18 protein-coding genes are annotated in these 14,620 nt (G+C 41.8%); 5 read left to right on the top strand and 13 right to left on the bottom strand.

The annotated features are described in order from the left end of the window. Positions 1 to 5 precede the first annotated feature (5 nt). The 3 genes from phnC to D3H55_RS04515 all read left to right on the top strand — a co-directional run bounded on the left by phnC (position 6) and on the right by D3H55_RS04515 (position 2,905). Positions 6 to 761: a phosphonate ABC transporter ATP-binding protein gene (phnC, locus tag D3H55_RS04525; protein WP_119545726.1), complete on the top strand. Its 756-nt coding sequence runs from the start codon at positions 6 to 8 to the stop codon at positions 759 to 761. Between the two features lie 253 nt (positions 762 to 1,014). Next, entirely contained in the window at positions 1,015 to 1,620 is a 606-nt protein-coding gene (locus tag D3H55_RS04520) for a polysaccharide deacetylase family protein (protein ID WP_240628483.1), read from the top strand. A gap of 268 nt (positions 1,621 to 1,888) precedes the next feature. Further along, positions 1,889 to 2,905: an STAS domain-containing protein gene (locus tag D3H55_RS04515; protein ID WP_119545724.1), complete on the top strand. Its 1,017-nt coding sequence runs from the start codon at positions 1,889 to 1,891 to the stop codon at positions 2,903 to 2,905. Between the two features lie 233 nt (positions 2,906 to 3,138). Here D3H55_RS04515 and D3H55_RS04510 read toward each other — a convergent pair whose 3' ends face one another. Then, positions 3,139 to 4,152, bottom strand: a complete 1,014-nt coding sequence (locus D3H55_RS04510) for a DUF3231 family protein (protein ID WP_168412964.1) — start codon at positions 4,150 to 4,152, stop codon at positions 3,139 to 3,141. A 325-nt stretch (positions 4,153 to 4,477) separates the two neighbouring features. Here D3H55_RS04510 and D3H55_RS04505 point away from each other — a divergent pair, with 325 nt between their 5' ends. Further along, positions 4,478 to 5,128 (top strand): MtnX-like HAD-IB family phosphatase, encoded by a 651-nt coding sequence (locus D3H55_RS04505; protein WP_119545722.1) that lies wholly within the window; start codon positions 4,478 to 4,480, stop codon positions 5,126 to 5,128. Positions 5,129 to 5,193: 65 nt separating this feature from the next. On the opposite strand, the gene D3H55_RS04500 is transcribed toward D3H55_RS04505, so the two are convergent. From D3H55_RS04500 to D3H55_RS04490, 3 genes are all read right to left on the bottom strand, one after another. Further along, positions 5,194 to 5,646 (bottom strand): SRPBCC family protein, encoded by a 453-nt coding sequence (locus D3H55_RS04500; RefSeq protein ID WP_119545721.1) that lies wholly within the window; start codon positions 5,644 to 5,646, stop codon positions 5,194 to 5,196. Between the two features lie 329 nt (positions 5,647 to 5,975). Then, the gene (locus tag D3H55_RS04495; protein WP_119545720.1) at positions 5,976 to 6,410 is read right to left on the bottom strand and encodes a peptidylprolyl isomerase; all 435 of its coding nucleotides are present in this window, start codon (positions 6,408 to 6,410) and stop codon (positions 5,976 to 5,978) included. Between the two features lie 112 nt (positions 6,411 to 6,522). Next, the gene (locus D3H55_RS04490; protein WP_240628482.1) at positions 6,523 to 7,542 is read right to left on the bottom strand and encodes an ion channel; all 1,020 of its coding nucleotides are present in this window, start codon (positions 7,540 to 7,542) and stop codon (positions 6,523 to 6,525) included. 348 nt (positions 7,543 to 7,890) lie between these two features. On the opposite strand from D3H55_RS04490, the gene D3H55_RS04485 reads away from it, so the two are divergent. Then, positions 7,891 to 8,814, top strand: a complete 924-nt coding sequence (locus D3H55_RS04485; protein ID WP_119545845.1) for a 3'-5' exonuclease — start codon at positions 7,891 to 7,893, stop codon at positions 8,812 to 8,814. Between the two features lie 27 nt (positions 8,815 to 8,841). Here D3H55_RS04485 and D3H55_RS04480 read toward each other — a convergent pair whose 3' ends face one another. From D3H55_RS04480 to D3H55_RS04435, 9 genes are all read right to left on the bottom strand, one after another. Further along, positions 8,842 to 9,084: a YesK family protein gene (locus D3H55_RS04480; RefSeq protein WP_119545718.1), complete on the bottom strand. Its 243-nt coding sequence runs from the start codon at positions 9,082 to 9,084 to the stop codon at positions 8,842 to 8,844. Between the two features lie 48 nt (positions 9,085 to 9,132). Further along, positions 9,133 to 9,483, bottom strand: a complete 351-nt coding sequence (locus tag D3H55_RS04475) for a SpoIIAA family protein (protein ID WP_168412963.1) — start codon at positions 9,481 to 9,483, stop codon at positions 9,133 to 9,135. Positions 9,484 to 9,559: 76 nt separating this feature from the next. Further along, on the bottom strand, positions 9,560 to 9,964 hold the full coding sequence (locus D3H55_RS04470; protein WP_119545716.1) for a flavoprotein: 405 nt from the start codon (positions 9,962 to 9,964) through the stop codon (positions 9,560 to 9,562). A gap of 20 nt (positions 9,965 to 9,984) precedes the next feature. Continuing rightward, positions 9,985 to 10,179, bottom strand: a complete 195-nt coding sequence (locus D3H55_RS04465; RefSeq protein ID WP_119545715.1) for a hypothetical protein — start codon at positions 10,177 to 10,179, stop codon at positions 9,985 to 9,987. A 59-nt stretch (positions 10,180 to 10,238) separates the two neighbouring features. Continuing rightward, positions 10,239 to 10,559, bottom strand: a complete 321-nt coding sequence (locus D3H55_RS04460) for a hypothetical protein (protein ID WP_119545714.1) — start codon at positions 10,557 to 10,559, stop codon at positions 10,239 to 10,241. 1,040 nt (positions 10,560 to 11,599) lie between these two features. Then, positions 11,600 to 12,163 carry a hypothetical protein gene (locus tag D3H55_RS04450; protein WP_119545712.1) on the bottom strand — a complete coding sequence of 188 codons (564 nt, stop codon included), beginning with the start codon at positions 12,161 to 12,163 and terminating at the stop codon, positions 11,600 to 11,602. A 148-nt stretch (positions 12,164 to 12,311) separates the two neighbouring features. After that, positions 12,312 to 12,866, bottom strand: coding sequence for a histidine phosphatase family protein (locus D3H55_RS04445; protein WP_119545711.1), 555 nt, complete (start codon positions 12,864 to 12,866; stop codon positions 12,312 to 12,314). Positions 12,867 to 12,882: 16 nt separating this feature from the next. Then, positions 12,883 to 13,299 carry a metallothiol transferase FosB gene (gene fosB / locus D3H55_RS04440; protein ID WP_119545710.1) on the bottom strand — a complete coding sequence of 139 codons (417 nt, stop codon included), beginning with the start codon at positions 13,297 to 13,299 and terminating at the stop codon, positions 12,883 to 12,885. 12 nt (positions 13,300 to 13,311) lie between these two features. After that, positions 13,312 to 14,565 (bottom strand): MFS transporter, encoded by a 1,254-nt coding sequence (locus D3H55_RS04435; RefSeq protein ID WP_240628481.1) that lies wholly within the window; start codon positions 14,563 to 14,565, stop codon positions 13,312 to 13,314. Positions 14,566 to 14,620 lie beyond the last annotated feature (55 nt).

The raw sequence follows: 14,620 nt of genomic DNA, 5'->3' as shown, positions 1-14,620 counted from the left end.
CCAAAATGTTAAAATTAGACGACATCAGTGTTCAATACAAAGGATCGGCTCATGCTGCGCTGTCTTCTGTAAATCTTTCTTTTGAAAAAGGCGATTTTGTCTGCATATTAGGGAAGAGCGGCGCAGGAAAATCGACTCTCATCAGGACAATTAACGGACTGCAGCCACTGTCTAGCGGAGAAGTATATTGGAAAGGCGATCCCCTCTCCTCCAAAACAGAAGAAGAAGCCAGGAAAACCAGAAGGGAAATGGGCATGATATTTCAGCATTTCAACCTTGTTCCCCGCCTTTCTGTCCTGCAGAATGTATTGACAGGCATGTTTGGTCACCGTTCTTCTTTCAAAAATCTGATTGGCTGGTTTACAACAGAGGAAGTAAGGCGTGCAAAGGAGGTCATAGCTGAAGTCGGGCTCTCTGAATTTGCTGACCGAAGGGTCGAGCACTTAAGCGGCGGACAGAAACAGCGCGTCGGTATTGCCCGTGCCCTTTTACAAAAACCTGAGGTACTCTTAGGGGATGAACCCGTTGCGAGCTTGGATCCGGGAACCTCCAGCCATATCTTTTCACTGATTAAGCAGATGCACGATCACCATGATCTATTGACCATCATTAACGTGCATGATGTATCGCTGGCAAAAAAATTTGCCGGCCGCATCATTGCTTTAAAAGAAGGAAAAGTAATCTTTGACGGCAAGGCTGTTGAATTTTCTGATAGAGAATATGTTGAAACATATGGTTCGGAAAGTTATGAATTAGTGTAAAGGAAAGGCTGTTTTCGCTTTTGTTGCTGCTTTCGAATAAATCCCTGGTGCCGGATTTTCCCCCTGTTTACAAAGGTTTTACTCTCAAAAGAACGAGCAGCTCTTTTCTTTTCTGCTCACCGGGGTTTAACGACGATTTCCCTGGATATTATTTGAAATCAAATTGAATAGCCTCAAAGTTTACGAAAAGAGCCAAAGGAAAGGAGCCAGTGCTATGCCAAAGAGCCCTTGAGTAGCTAATTGCCGCAGGGTCGTGTACGACTCTAATGATAAAGACGTAATCACAAGATTAAATGACAATGAACAAAAGTCTGTCATGTTGACCTTTGATGATGGACCGGCAAGAGCCTTGCCTGCAATACTGGACATTCTCCGGAGCGAAGAAGTCCAGGCTGTTTTCTTCTGGCAGACAAGGCTCCTCCACTCAAGCCGTCCCTGGAAAAGGGTCCTGGATGAAGGACATCTTGTCGGGAGCCATTCCACCAAACATAGAAACCTAACCCGGCTCTCCTTTGAGGAACAGCTTGCGGATTTATCCAGCAGCAAAAGGATCATCAGCGAAATAACTGGACAGGATGTGAAATACTTCCGTCCCCCTTTCGGCCAATATAATAATGACACCATCTCGGCAGCCAGTGTACTTGGGATGGAGACGATGATGTGGAGGATCGCCTCTATGGATTGGGAGACGGCAGATAATCCAGGACAAATCATTAAATATGTGACAGACCATCTGGAAAACAAAGCTATCATTCTCTTACATGAACTTCCTCAGACTGTCCAAATACTGCCTGAGTTGATAAGGGAAATCAAACAGCGAGGATTCCAATTCCGGCTGCCAGACAGTTTCAAAGCTTAGAAGAAAATACTCTTCTAAGCCTTTTTTTATCTCATTTCTTCTTTCAATACTGTTCAAGTGACCTACTTGCTCTTTTCTCTATTAACTATAAGTATTGAAATTCCGTTTCTTCGAATCTTATACGAAGGTATGAATTCTTTAAAAACTTTATAAAAAAAGCACATCGACAATTTACATAGCAATCACTTTCATCTTATAATAGTGAATTGCAAATGCTCTTGAAAAAATATCACCTTTAACAGAATATTTTTTTATAGGAGGCAGCGAAATGAACAGAACTCACAAGGATATTAATGGTTCATTCTTTGAATGGGACCTGGATAATGGTGATATCTTTTTTGAAAATGATGAAGTGGTATTATTCTGGGTGAATACCGCATTTAAAACATTATTCGATTCTATTGAAGAAATTGCTGGCGAAGAGGAAGCGAAGCTTGTTTTGGAGACCGCTGGATACAGGACAGGTAAGACTGTCTGCAATTTCTACAATCAATCCATTGGAGACCCACAGGAAATCTTAAAGAAACTTCCCACCACCTATATGACTGCCGGCTGGGGTATTACGGATATTGACCGTGTGTGCTTTAAAGAAAAAAAAGCAACTATCCGGGTGCGGAATGGCTGGGAATATAAAGTGAACACTGCACAGAAAAAAGAACAGGAAGGAACCTTCCTCCCGGGACATTGGGCTGGGGTATTTTCCGGCTTATTCAATGAAAAGGTCTGGTATAAGGTTACCCAAAGCCAGATTGAAGGGCACGACTATAGTGAATATGAGTTCTTCCCTTCTTCTGTTTCTCCGTCTTTAAATGTGAGCTCCCTGATTCAGGAACAAAAAGATGAAGCACAGAAAGAATTGGAGAAAATCACACGTGAACGTACTGAATCGTTATCCCAAATGATAAAAGAAATTTCATCTCCTATCATTCCGGTTATGGAGTCTATCCTGATCGTTCCGTTGGTTGGACCCTATAACGAGCTGAGGGCCGAGGAGCTTCTGGACAGGACCCTTTTAAACCTCCCCCGCCATAAGGCGACTCATCTAATCGTGGATTTAACAAGTCTCAAAGGTGTCGATGACTACACGCTGGACTTCATCGACAAATTTGTGACAGCAACCTCCTTTATGGGGACAAAGTGCCTCCTGGTAGGCATCTCACCGGAATTGAGTATGCAGATTACACAAAGAGGACACAAGATTGACAGCATCCCATGTTTCTCCATCCTGCAGCAGGGAGTCATGCATGCGCTGGACGAACTCGGAATGGAATTAAAAAGAAAATAAAATGACAGAAGCATTAGAGGCCACGGCCATCTGGTGCTTCTTTTTTTCGATAGTAAAACCTTTGAATACAGGGAAAAATCCGGCGCCTGGGATTTTTCCGAAAGCAACAATCTATGCGAAAACACCCTTTTGTAAAGAATTCTTACTTTTCAGTACATTAGCATAATGAGAAACAGGCAGATACTTTTGTGTCATTTCACAAAAGCGATCTCATATCCCTCCTTCAAACTCGATCATTTCCTCCGCGCCAGTTCATCCCTGTCATGGGCAAGCGGCGGCTGCTCTAGCCAGCCATTCTCAATCAGTAACTGTGCCCCTTCATTTGCGTAAAGTCCCATTTCTGCCAATAACCGGGTGTATTCCGCAGCAAGATCCCTTCTTTGTGATACCGATAAACCAGCCCCATAAAAGCCTATCGCAGCTGAAACAAGCAGCACAATGTGGTTCAGCATCAGCTTTTCGGAATAGGGTGGAGTGATTGAATCCGTCACTTCAGATGCGAACGTTGGCGGTGAGGAAAGATCTTCTTTTTGAAGAGTACTCCTCAATATGGAGAAATGCTTTTCACACATCTCCTTTCCTCTAAGAAAATACTTTTGTATCGATTTAGATCTGGACACTTGGCTGAATCCAATTTCAAGCGTGACTTTAACAACTGTTTTCTGCATGTTATAGCTGATTCCGCTAATTTCAGCAGCATTGAGAGGACGTTTCTTTCCAAACCAGCCAGCCAAATAACGCTGATTATCAACCATATCCACCTTTTCAGGTATATGGATATTCGGCGGTCTGCTGTAAATGCCTTTCTTCAGCATCATTTCCAGGATTTTTTGATATAGCTTCATGGCCCCTACGTTACAATCCAGGAAATATTCAATCTGATCATTACGTGCCGATGACCCGACTGCCCCTGCATATCCCGTCATCCCATGAAGTGTCATGACATGCATATAAACAAGAAGAAATTGATCTGTAAATAATGCAGGAGCGCTCATATTCACATCATCTTCAATAGAAAAACCCTTCGGAACCGGGATGCTTTTTTCTTTAAAGAATCCCTCGATTATGGGCAAGTGGGATTTTGCCATGCCAATTGCCTGCTCCAAAATCTCTTTAATTTCGGCATCCTCTACTTTTGTAACGGCATGGGAAAGGATGCAGATCGAAAGAGAATCATTTATGTACTGTGTCCATAGATTGGCGATTTCCGCAGATGACAGGGAAACAAGATGATTGGTTTCTTTCAAAAACATAACCTCCAGCATCACTTATCTTTTTTTAGGCTCTTTTCGTAATCTTGCTGATATTTACCATAAATTCCAAATGAAGTCCTGGTAAAACCCGGTGAGCAGTGAAGAAAAGAGCTGCTCGTCCATTATCGATAGTAAAACATTTGAATACAGCGAAAAAATCCGGCACCTGGGATTTTTCCGAAAGCCACAATATGTGCGAAAACATCCTTGTTTTATCATGTACTCTGCCTAAATATCTCATTCATCAATTTGGCTGCGTTATAATTAAAATATTATGGGAAAAGTAATGTAAACCTACTGTAGAAAGGGAGTTAAGAAAATGAAGAAATGGGCGTTTGTTTCCGATTTTGACGGTACCATCTCTAATCAGGATTTTTATGATCTCATAATCGAGAACCATTTCGAGGAAGGAAAAAATCTGTACAGGAAGTGGAAAAATGGAGAGATGAAAGACATTGATTTTCTCGGTGAGGTTTTCAAAAATATCAATGATGAGGAAAAAAATATTATTCAAGAGATACACGCACTTCCTATTGATGACTATGCAATGCCCTTCATCAAGGAAGTCCAGAAGAACGGAGGGGACTTTTTTGTTCTCAGTGCCGGTACGGACTATTATATCAACCATCTCCTAGATTATTATAATATTGAAGATGTTAATGTATTTTCGAACGAAGGATATTATAAAAATCGGGGAGTTCATCTGAATATCGATGTAACACACCATCATTATCATGAGCGCTACGGTATCGATAAGTCCAAGGTCATTATTGATTTACAAAAGGAATACGAGAAAGTTCATTTCATTGGCGACAGTGAACCGGATACCCACCCTGCGGAGCATGCTGATTTGGTTTTTGCAAAAAAAGCATTACAGGACATGCTCTTGAAAAAAGGAATAGACTTCGTTCCTGTCAAAACGTTTAAAGATGTTGAACAGCAGCTGCGAACAAAAGGCTTTATAAAATAATTCACTGCTTATCAAAAAGATCCCCTCCTGATTAAGGAAGGGATCTTATCACACATCATATATTATTATCTGGAGGCATAGGTGCCTTCTACTTTGTAAGCGACGGCTTCAGTGAGTTCTGTAGTCATTTCAGGAAGTATCGAGTTTAATAGTGGATTGACCATTTTCGCCAGCGGTCCCTCCGCGTTTATTTCAAGGCACCCTGTCATGCTGCAGGCATTGGCTCCTGCGGGTTCGGCGGCGAAATAGCCATGGCCGTTAAACCGTTCATTGATCCCGCTTAAATTGAACCTCACCTTCGAAGGCTCGAGCCACTCAATGATTTCCACCTTTAAATGGACCTTCTTCTTCATGAATCCTAAATCCGTCTTGAACTTCCACGTGGATTCTCTTTCATTTATGATGTCATGTCCGATATACCCAGGCACTAACGGCGCCCAAACATCCATATCACTTACAAACTTCCAAAGCTCCTCCCTCGAAGCTTCCACCTGCATCTCATGTAGTGCTGCCGGCATCCTATCTCCTCCCAGATGTCTTCTCTTGTTCTCTATAAGATATTATAAAAAGCGGAAGTTATGACAGGAATGGGAGCTGTCCAGGTTTTACTGTGTTGATATGTGCAGAGCTGCAGATATATTCATTTCAAATTCATTCCTTCGTGATTTGCGGGTGAGCTGTTTATATTTTTTCTACGGTAATTCGACTGTTTCTCCTGCGTTCGCATACCGAAGCCCCGTTAATAAAGGCAAAAAAAGCTTACAACAGAACCTTCCCACTTAAAAATCCGCCAGCTATATAAAATAAAGCACAAAAAAAGAGCTGGGAAAAATCCAGCTCCTCCATATTAGTCTTCAATGACAACCTTCTGCATTACATCGCCATTTCGCAGGTTTCTGGCTGTTTCAAGGCCAGACGTCACTTTACCGAATACAGTGTGCACACCGTTCAAATGAGGCTGAGGTTCATGAACGATGAAGAATTGGCTTCCGCCTGTATCTTTACCCGCATGTGCCATGGAAAGAGATCCCGCTTCATGCTTATGAGGGTTCCCTTCTGTTTCACAAGGAATTGTGTAGCCAGGGCCGCCCGTACCTGTTCCATTTGGGCATCCTCCTTGGCTTACGAATCCAGGGATGACACGGTGGAATGAAAGTCCATCGTAGAATCCTTCTTTTGCTAATTTAGCAAAGTTTTCAACAGTACCAGGTGCTTCATTCGGGAATAGGTCGAATTCGACTTTTTCACCGTTTTCAAATTGTATGTATCCTTTTTTAGCCATATTATTAACACTCCTATTCATTAGAAATCATTCTATATCATACCATGATTTTCTTCAGAAGAAAAAGATTGTGAAGCAATCAGGGGAAAAACAGCTTCAAACATTGAAGCGTTCATCCTCCATGAGAATCTTGCTGTTCATTACTCGGCCAGTGCCATGCGTCAGCTTCTACCAAGCCAAGCAGCTTCTCTCTTCTTTCAACCAGTTCTGATAAAAAGATATTGAATTCCTGTGGAGATTTAACCGGAATCCCCTTTTCCCGTAACGGATCAAGGTCCATAGGCGGTGGAGTACTTGGCGCAGACTTGAAGAAAACCGAATGAAGTGTATCAAGGTAATCGGCAACACTTGACCGGGCCTCTTGTATCCAAATCTGATTTGGCTTGAATTTCTCATCCACACCATATTCATAGACAGTTAACGCTTCATCAAAAAGAGCCACTGCCACTGCAGAAGACTGTCCCTTATCCTGTGTGTGGTAATAATGAAGGATCGGATATGCTTTATGTTGTTGTGTCAGCGCCGTCAATTGAGAAGACTGGTCTTTCAAAAATAAATCGATATTATTGAAGCTGCTTCCATCCCAGCTTCGCTTGACAATTGATACCCAGTCGCTGCCCTGTCCTGTGATGCTTTTGGCAAAGGTCCTTTTTTGCACAACACCGCTCACTACAGAAACGACATATGAAACCGACAGAGTGATGAACAGCATGCCGCTCCCAGTTGCAATCGTTGTCATGATCTGCCAGAATCCTTTTTTTGGTATATAGTCACCGATACCCAGTGTGAATAAGGTGAAGCCGACAAAATAAATCCTTTCTGTCCAGGACGTGATAGGTGTATTCTTCTGAGACAACAGAACTGCACCCGCATCCGCACTGAATACAAGTGTCCAGCCTGCCCATAGAAGCAGGATCCACATCACCAGCGTGAGGGACAGAATCAGCGGGCCGGCCAGCCTTAGAATTTTGGAATTATCCCTGCTTATTTTTCTTAAAAGATACCAGAACCCCTTACCCATCCGCCTGGAAAGAAGGCCGCCGCCACCGTCCACCCAAATGCTTGTCCATAAGAGATCAACAGCGACAAGGACAAGGACCAGTATCCCTGAAAACAGATAAATGTCGTTCACTCGCAAAACTTCCTTTCAGGTAATCCTTCGATAGTTCTTTAAAATACCCGCCTGAATATCCGGACAAACATTATCTGGAAAGGAAAGATTTCCCCCTTCACGGGTTTAAGGATCTATGTTAGGGTATAATACAGTAAGGCTCCTCCCGAATTCTATTCGCTTGTTGCGGGACACTTAACCACTGTACGGATCGGGAGGGGCCTTTTCTTTTATACATACTTGAACTTTCTGATCATGATCAGCCAAAAGCATGCAGCCAGACGGCAGCATGCTTTTTTTGGTATGAATTACCGGTTCCCAAACCCATGGCCGCCCTTTATACTGACAAGTTGGGAAAGGAGAATGACCATGGCTGAATTGAAGCAGTTTATTTTCTTTGATTTTGAGATGAAATGTGATGACAGAGGCATGGCTTTCGAAGATATGGAAGCCATTCGGTTGGGAGCTGTAAAATATGACCTGGACACAAAGCAAATTTCCTACTTTGACAAGTATATTAATCCGACCACACCTTGGCCGCTGAGTAATTTCTGCAAACAACTAACAGGGATCTCCGATCGAGACCTGAAAACTGCAGATTCTTTTCCAGCTGTTTTCAAAGAATTTCTCTTCTGGATAGGCGGCGTTAAGAAGTCAAGGTTCTTCTCCTGGTCGAAAAGTGACATGACCAGGCTTAAGCTGGATAGTGAACGCCACGGGCTCCATGAAGTAACGATTGAAAAAATTGAAAGCCGTTACGTCGATTTCCAGGAAACCTTCAGCAAACATGTGTCCAAAGACAATTTGTCTGTAGCAAATGCGCTGGGTTTATACGGTGTGGAATTCAAAGGCGCAGCACACAATCCTATGTATGATGCTTTCAATACGCTGCAAATCTTTTTACACTATTACAGCCAGCCGCTGATTTCCGATATTGAAATGGCCAAAGCCTTCATTCTTCCCGGAGAAGAAGTCGATCCTGATAATATCAATGCAAAAATCAGCCAGGCATTGATCAAGGACTTTACATTGCTGGCAGAAAACCTCCATTTTGCCTTCCGGCTCAGAGACGCTAAAAAACTATTAAAAAAAGCCGGGAAAACTGTTAAAAAATATGAAAATATTTTGATTAACCGCTCAGGTGTTTTTACCGAAGATGTCCAGCGCCTTGTCGAACATTTGGTGACTTTCCATGTAAATCTTAGAGAATCTTATCAGGAGCATTATGCTTACTCTTCGCGAGTGATGATTATGGATGATCATTCAATGAACTCTATCAAACACTTAAAGTGAGGTTGATTGGTGCTTTCTTCTGACTTATCAAGCTTTTTGTCTCACCAGCAGGACCATCATCATCCCGAACAGACCGATGACACCTATCAACGCACCCGTCAATGCATACGGCAGGCTGTCCCATCCTCCAAAGATAACTGCAGAAAACAGGGCAAAAACTCCTCCTGCCAATGCAATTATATAAAAAATGGCAAACCTTTTGGATCTTTTAACATTTTTGCTTAATGCCAACGTCACGATCAACAGCAAAATACTTACGATAACAAGCATTTTACCCCTCCTTCATAAGAAAAGGAATGGAGAAAAATCTCCACTCCGTTATTGGACCCAGGTCACCGCGTCGGTACGGTGATCTTTATCAAAATGCTTCACTTCTACATTCGGCATCATGTCCTCGATTTTTGCGCCCATCTCAACAAGTTTCTTGTCACTGACAACCGCTACTTTCCTGAATTCATGCATATGGTCCTTGCCGAACATGAAGTCCTCTTTCAATGCTTTCAAAGAAAAATTCATATCATTCACAATCAGCAGCAGATTCATATTTGCCTCAGGTGCTTTCTTCTCATGAAATGCCTTTTCAAATTCCTGCATATCCTCTTTGGTGTAGTCGCCGTTTATTTCTACTTCCATAAGATCTGTACGGCCACTTGGAATAATGTTAATCATGTTCATTCCTCCTTAAATCAATGTCTCATTTTGTTTATACCCTTTTTATATGAGGGATTAAACTTTGAAACACTTTTCAAAGAGCTGTTTTGACAAGATCAACCCTCGCCCCTGCTTCAACATAACTCCTGGATAGTATCCAGCCTTCTTCAGTCTGTTTGAATGTATCAAAAAAGATATTTGCCGTCTCCAGAGGGTATCCGTCAATGATCATCGAGGCCGAAATGATGGCCATTACTTCATTATCCCTCAGCGGCATCGTGGACAAGGTCTTCAACACCCACTCCGACCCGCTTTCCTTCACAAATTGAAATCCTTGCTTCCAGCCCTCGATCGACTGCTCATAGCCAAAATCCACTAATTCTCCGTCCGAAGTAATCTCCCTTGCCTGGTAATCCTCTGCAATCATATTGGAAAGTTCTTCAAGATTCGAATGCGACCATGAATCCAGGAATTGATCTAAGAAAGTTTGAAAGTCCATTTTAAAGTTCCTCTCCTTTTTTAGATGTTTGATAACACTTTGAAAAATGAAAATAGAATAACGGCCACTGCCATTCCTATTCCCGCCAAAACTGCCATAATGGTAGTTTTCACTGTATAGCCCCTTAAATCTGCCGGTTCATAAGACCGGTCAACTTTTTTGTTATGCATTACCGCACTAAGATTAATGATCAGCATTGTAAAGACAATGACCATCAAAAGATCACTATTCGAAATGCTCAGCGGCTGCGGCTGTGACGGCGGCTGAATGAAGGCTATAAAAACATGAGACTTGCGGCGAAAAGATTGATGATGGCAGCCACCCTCTGCTGCTTTATCCACTCGGCTCCCATTTTCTGTTTTTCATATTGAGTGACTTCATCAATAATCGGAATCAGGATCCTCGAACTGTTCCTTCTAAGGAACTTCTCCCCTGTCTGCAACAGCATAAGTACAGGGATGATTGTAAAGAGCCATTTAAGTGATAAACCGCTGGTGTTTATAACTAGAAAGAATATCGTGAATCCTGAAAGACAAAGCCCATTTAAAAGCAGCAGCTGCCTGAGTCTGAGTTTCCTGATATTGATCTTCTCCACTCCCCGTCCCCCTTTTGAGTGATTAGGTAAATTATAACAGAAATGGGAGCTGCGTTGGGTGAGGATTGTTATTCTTTTTAACTTATATAGGTCAGTTTTTAATATTCTCAAGCTACACATACATAAGATTCACTCATTTGTATGCAAGTTGTATAGAAATTGCTAAGTTTACTACCAATTTAGGTTGTATTTGTGTATATTTCAACGAAAATACTAAACTCACATACAAATTAATATATAAATTGCAGGTTAGTTGAGCTGTTATTACCTAATACACACAATACGTTATTAATTAAATCGTTGTATAGGCTGGATTTCCATTGCAGCATAATGTCATAAATCTTAGATTACAGGTAGACTGTTGCTTTAGTTTTTCCGACCATTTTTTGCGAGAATCCTTTGAATGGTTCGCTTATCCTCACTTTATGTAGAGATGAAATTTTTTCTGCAATATCTTTTCGGGTTTGCCGATACGTAAGGAACAGTTTTGAATTTTTTTTATGAAGCGGTTAATTTGTGCTGGATAAACGATCGAATTGGTAATACATGGAGGGTAATCAAGGTGGAATTCGGGATGGATAAAAATGAGGTAAGCTTCGAGTGGATAGAGGAATCCGATTTGTTCAGTGGCCTGCCTGAGTAACGTTTCTGCCCTGGCCATCTGGATGAGGGGTTTTTTATTTCTTTTCCGCTGGGGGAACGCCATCTTTCCTCTTCAATGAAAAAATCACATTCAAAGTATTTTACTTCAAACAAATAGATCTTCCTCCCGGGAATCCCTAAGGAGTCAATAGGAAATTCACTTCCCTGATGCTCCCGGAGCAAATCATTCAGGAAAACCATCTGCCCATCAAGAGACGGGATCACCAGGTTGTCAAACAACACCTCCCCTTCATATTTTTTTCAGCAGAAAAGTACGTGTATTGACCATTCTCATTCAAATTTGTCCTGGCGTTAAGCGACCGCAAAACTCTTAATTCCTTTGATGCAATCCCAACACTTGGATCCTTCCAATAATAAAGAACCCATAGAAGCAGGGTTCATCGATTCCGTTCATAAACTCCCTTTAGGAGCCTGGTAAAAATATAAGAAATAAAAACAACCCCTAGATCGACCAGGAACACGTAAAAATAGTTCATCCCCTTCCGGAGTTCAACAAGGCCGGCGTACCTTTTCAGGGGTGCAAAAAGGAAAGAAAACGCTAAGCTCATTAACACTGCATGTAAATAAAAATTTTTCTTCCTCTTTGTACACCATTGATAAAGAAGCAAAAAACTGACCGGCAATACAGCTGCAGTCATGTTTAATGAGTAAGGAAATATAGGATGAATAAAATATGGATGGACGAAATAGCCGTATCTTTCGAGAGGAACATCTACATATGTCCATAGAAGATGTACGGTATAACCAAAGAAAAACAGTTCAAAAATCCGGCTTCGGTCCACCGTATAGAAAAGCAGGAACACAGGACCGGCCAATAAAATAACGACCACCCAGAACTGCCAATCAGTGAAACTTGAGTATTCAGTCCAATACAAATGAAATAAAGAATTCAACTCATCGCCTGTCTTATACAAACGGGTCCAATATTCTTCATAGCTCATTTATTTATAACCTCCAAACTAAAAACACTTGCTATTATCTTGTCTCGGTATCATTTATTTATCCGCCGAATCGACAGCCTAAGTGCGATCAAGTTAAAGAGCTAAATATTAAAAAAGCTGCATCCATCTAAGAATGCAGCTTCACCTCTCAATCCATCATTCTTTTAGCACCGGCAAACCTACTGCCATCAAAACTCAGGCAATACACATCCGGCATTTTCAGCTGCTCCCAAAAACTAAAATCATATCGGCCATCAAAATGATTCATGATCAGGACCATGATATTTCCATGCGTCCCGATGGCGATATTTTTGCCCCCTTGTTTTTCAAGGACCTTCATCAGTTCAGAGACCCCTCTTTCCTGGGCAGCCAGGTTGGACTCCCCGCCTTCCCAAGAAAAGTGCCAATCTTCCCATACCTTCCTGATGGCAAGGCTGAAATCTTCTGCAGGTTCACTTGTTAAGTGTCGTTCCTTGAAGCCTTCCATCAATTCAACTTCTTTTCCAAAATGACCGGCAGCTCCCTGGATCGTTTGGACGGCACGCAAATAAGGACTTGATAGGAATACATCGATCTTTTCCTTTGACAGGATTTCCGTTATTTTGGCTGAGTCCGAAAACCCTTTCTCTGAAAGCGGCCTCCCCAATTCATCGGAAGTATAGATTGAATGCGAATGCCTTACTAAATATACATTGGTCTTCAATTAATATCGTATCCTTTCATTCAAAAAAGTTCATATGCGGTTTTTCTGCTCGATAATAATTCAAACGGTCCTGTAATGAACCTGTATGAAATTCAAACTTATATCCATCGGGATCTACAAAATAAATCGACCTTTTATCCTGGACACTGCGGCCCCTGCCAGGCAGAATGCGGACTCCCAGGCTTACCAGCTTTTCATGAACCCTTTCGTAGTCTCTTTCATCTATGGAAAACGCTATGTGAGTATAGGAATCATCTTTTCTTACTGCATCTTTCTCTTCATTCAATGCAAGCCACATTCCGTTCAAATCAAAATATGCCGTCTTCCGGCCCTTCACTAAAAGCCTTGCATCAAAAACCTCCTTGTAAAACTCAACCGATGCATCTAGATCTCTCACCGAAAATAAAAAATGGCTTAAACCCTTAACAGTCATTTAATCACCTTTCTAAGAATCCATAGTTTCAGCTTGCTCAGAGTATAGTACCTTTTTTGATGGTTTGTTCATTAAAATAATTTGTATCACCGCAATGGCAAGCATCACGGATGAAGCAATAATGATGCTCAAGCGGAGCGGGAAAAGCTCGCCAGTGAAACCAATCAAGAGGATAAAAAATATTTGGAGAATGCTTTGGAAGATTCCATAAATGCTGGTGAACCTGCCCATGATGCTGAGTGGAACATTATTTTGATAAAAAGTCAGGAAACCAGTTCCCCAAAAAGGATTAAAGAAACCGAGAATGATGAAGCCGGCAGCAACCGACCAGAATGAAAATGAAAAAGCATAAAGCAGATATCCGAACGAAACTAAAAGGAATCCCGTGCTCATCAAAAAGGGGATGGATAATTTCCTTGAAGCAGCAGACACAACAGAGGCACCTAATATGGAACCAATCCCTGTGATACTGATCAGGAAACCGTATTCAGCCTCACTCAAATTCAAAACCTGCTGAGTAAACACCACTTCCTGTGCATCCATCCCCATAGCTGCAATCATGAAGAATTGAGCAAGAAAGTATACCAGGGCAATATAAGCGTTTAATTTAGAAAAGGTGAATACCGCTCTCCAGTCGTCTTTCAATATCCCCCAGGAAAGCTTGACATTTTCCGTCTTCGCCTCTATATCAGGAAGCAGCGTCAACAGTAAGGCAGAAACTAAGAAAGTTGCGGCATTCAACCATATCGATGCATTGACTGTTGCAAAGATAAACATTATTCCCGATATTGCCGGGCCGATCAGAAAAGCACTAGAAGAAAGGAGGCTCCTGAATGAGTTAAACTGTTTCCAGTCCTGCTGCGGAATGATGCCGGTTATATAGGCAATCGATGCCGGCTCAAAGAATGCTTTCGAGATTGATAACATAAACAAAAGAAAATAGATAAGGAATACTGATTCACAAAAGGGTATGGATGCCACCAAAAGGGCTCTGGCAATGTCCGTCCCAATCATTATCTTCCTTTTATTCATCCGGTCAACCAAGCTGCCTGACCAGAACTTTGTCAAAAGGGCAGCAGCAGGACCAATGATCCAAAGACCGGCAACAGCCGCTGCAGAGCCAGTCATTTGCAGTATAAGAATGTTGATGGCCACCAGATAGATGAAATCACCAAAAGAAGAAATCCCGAGACTGAGTAATAATATAAATGAGTTTTTGCTGGTAAGTGAAATAACGATTCCCCCAAAAGTCAGATCAGTATCCAATATATTTACTTAAAGAATACCTTCATAGCTTCATAAAAAATTTATGACTTTTTCA

Origin of the sequence: Bacillus salacetis, from assembly GCF_003581585.1 — a bacterium.
Lineage (GTDB): Bacteria > Bacillota > Bacilli > Bacillales > Bacillaceae_B > Rossellomorea > Rossellomorea salacetis.
This window is presented reverse-complemented; position numbering and strand designations above follow the sequence as displayed.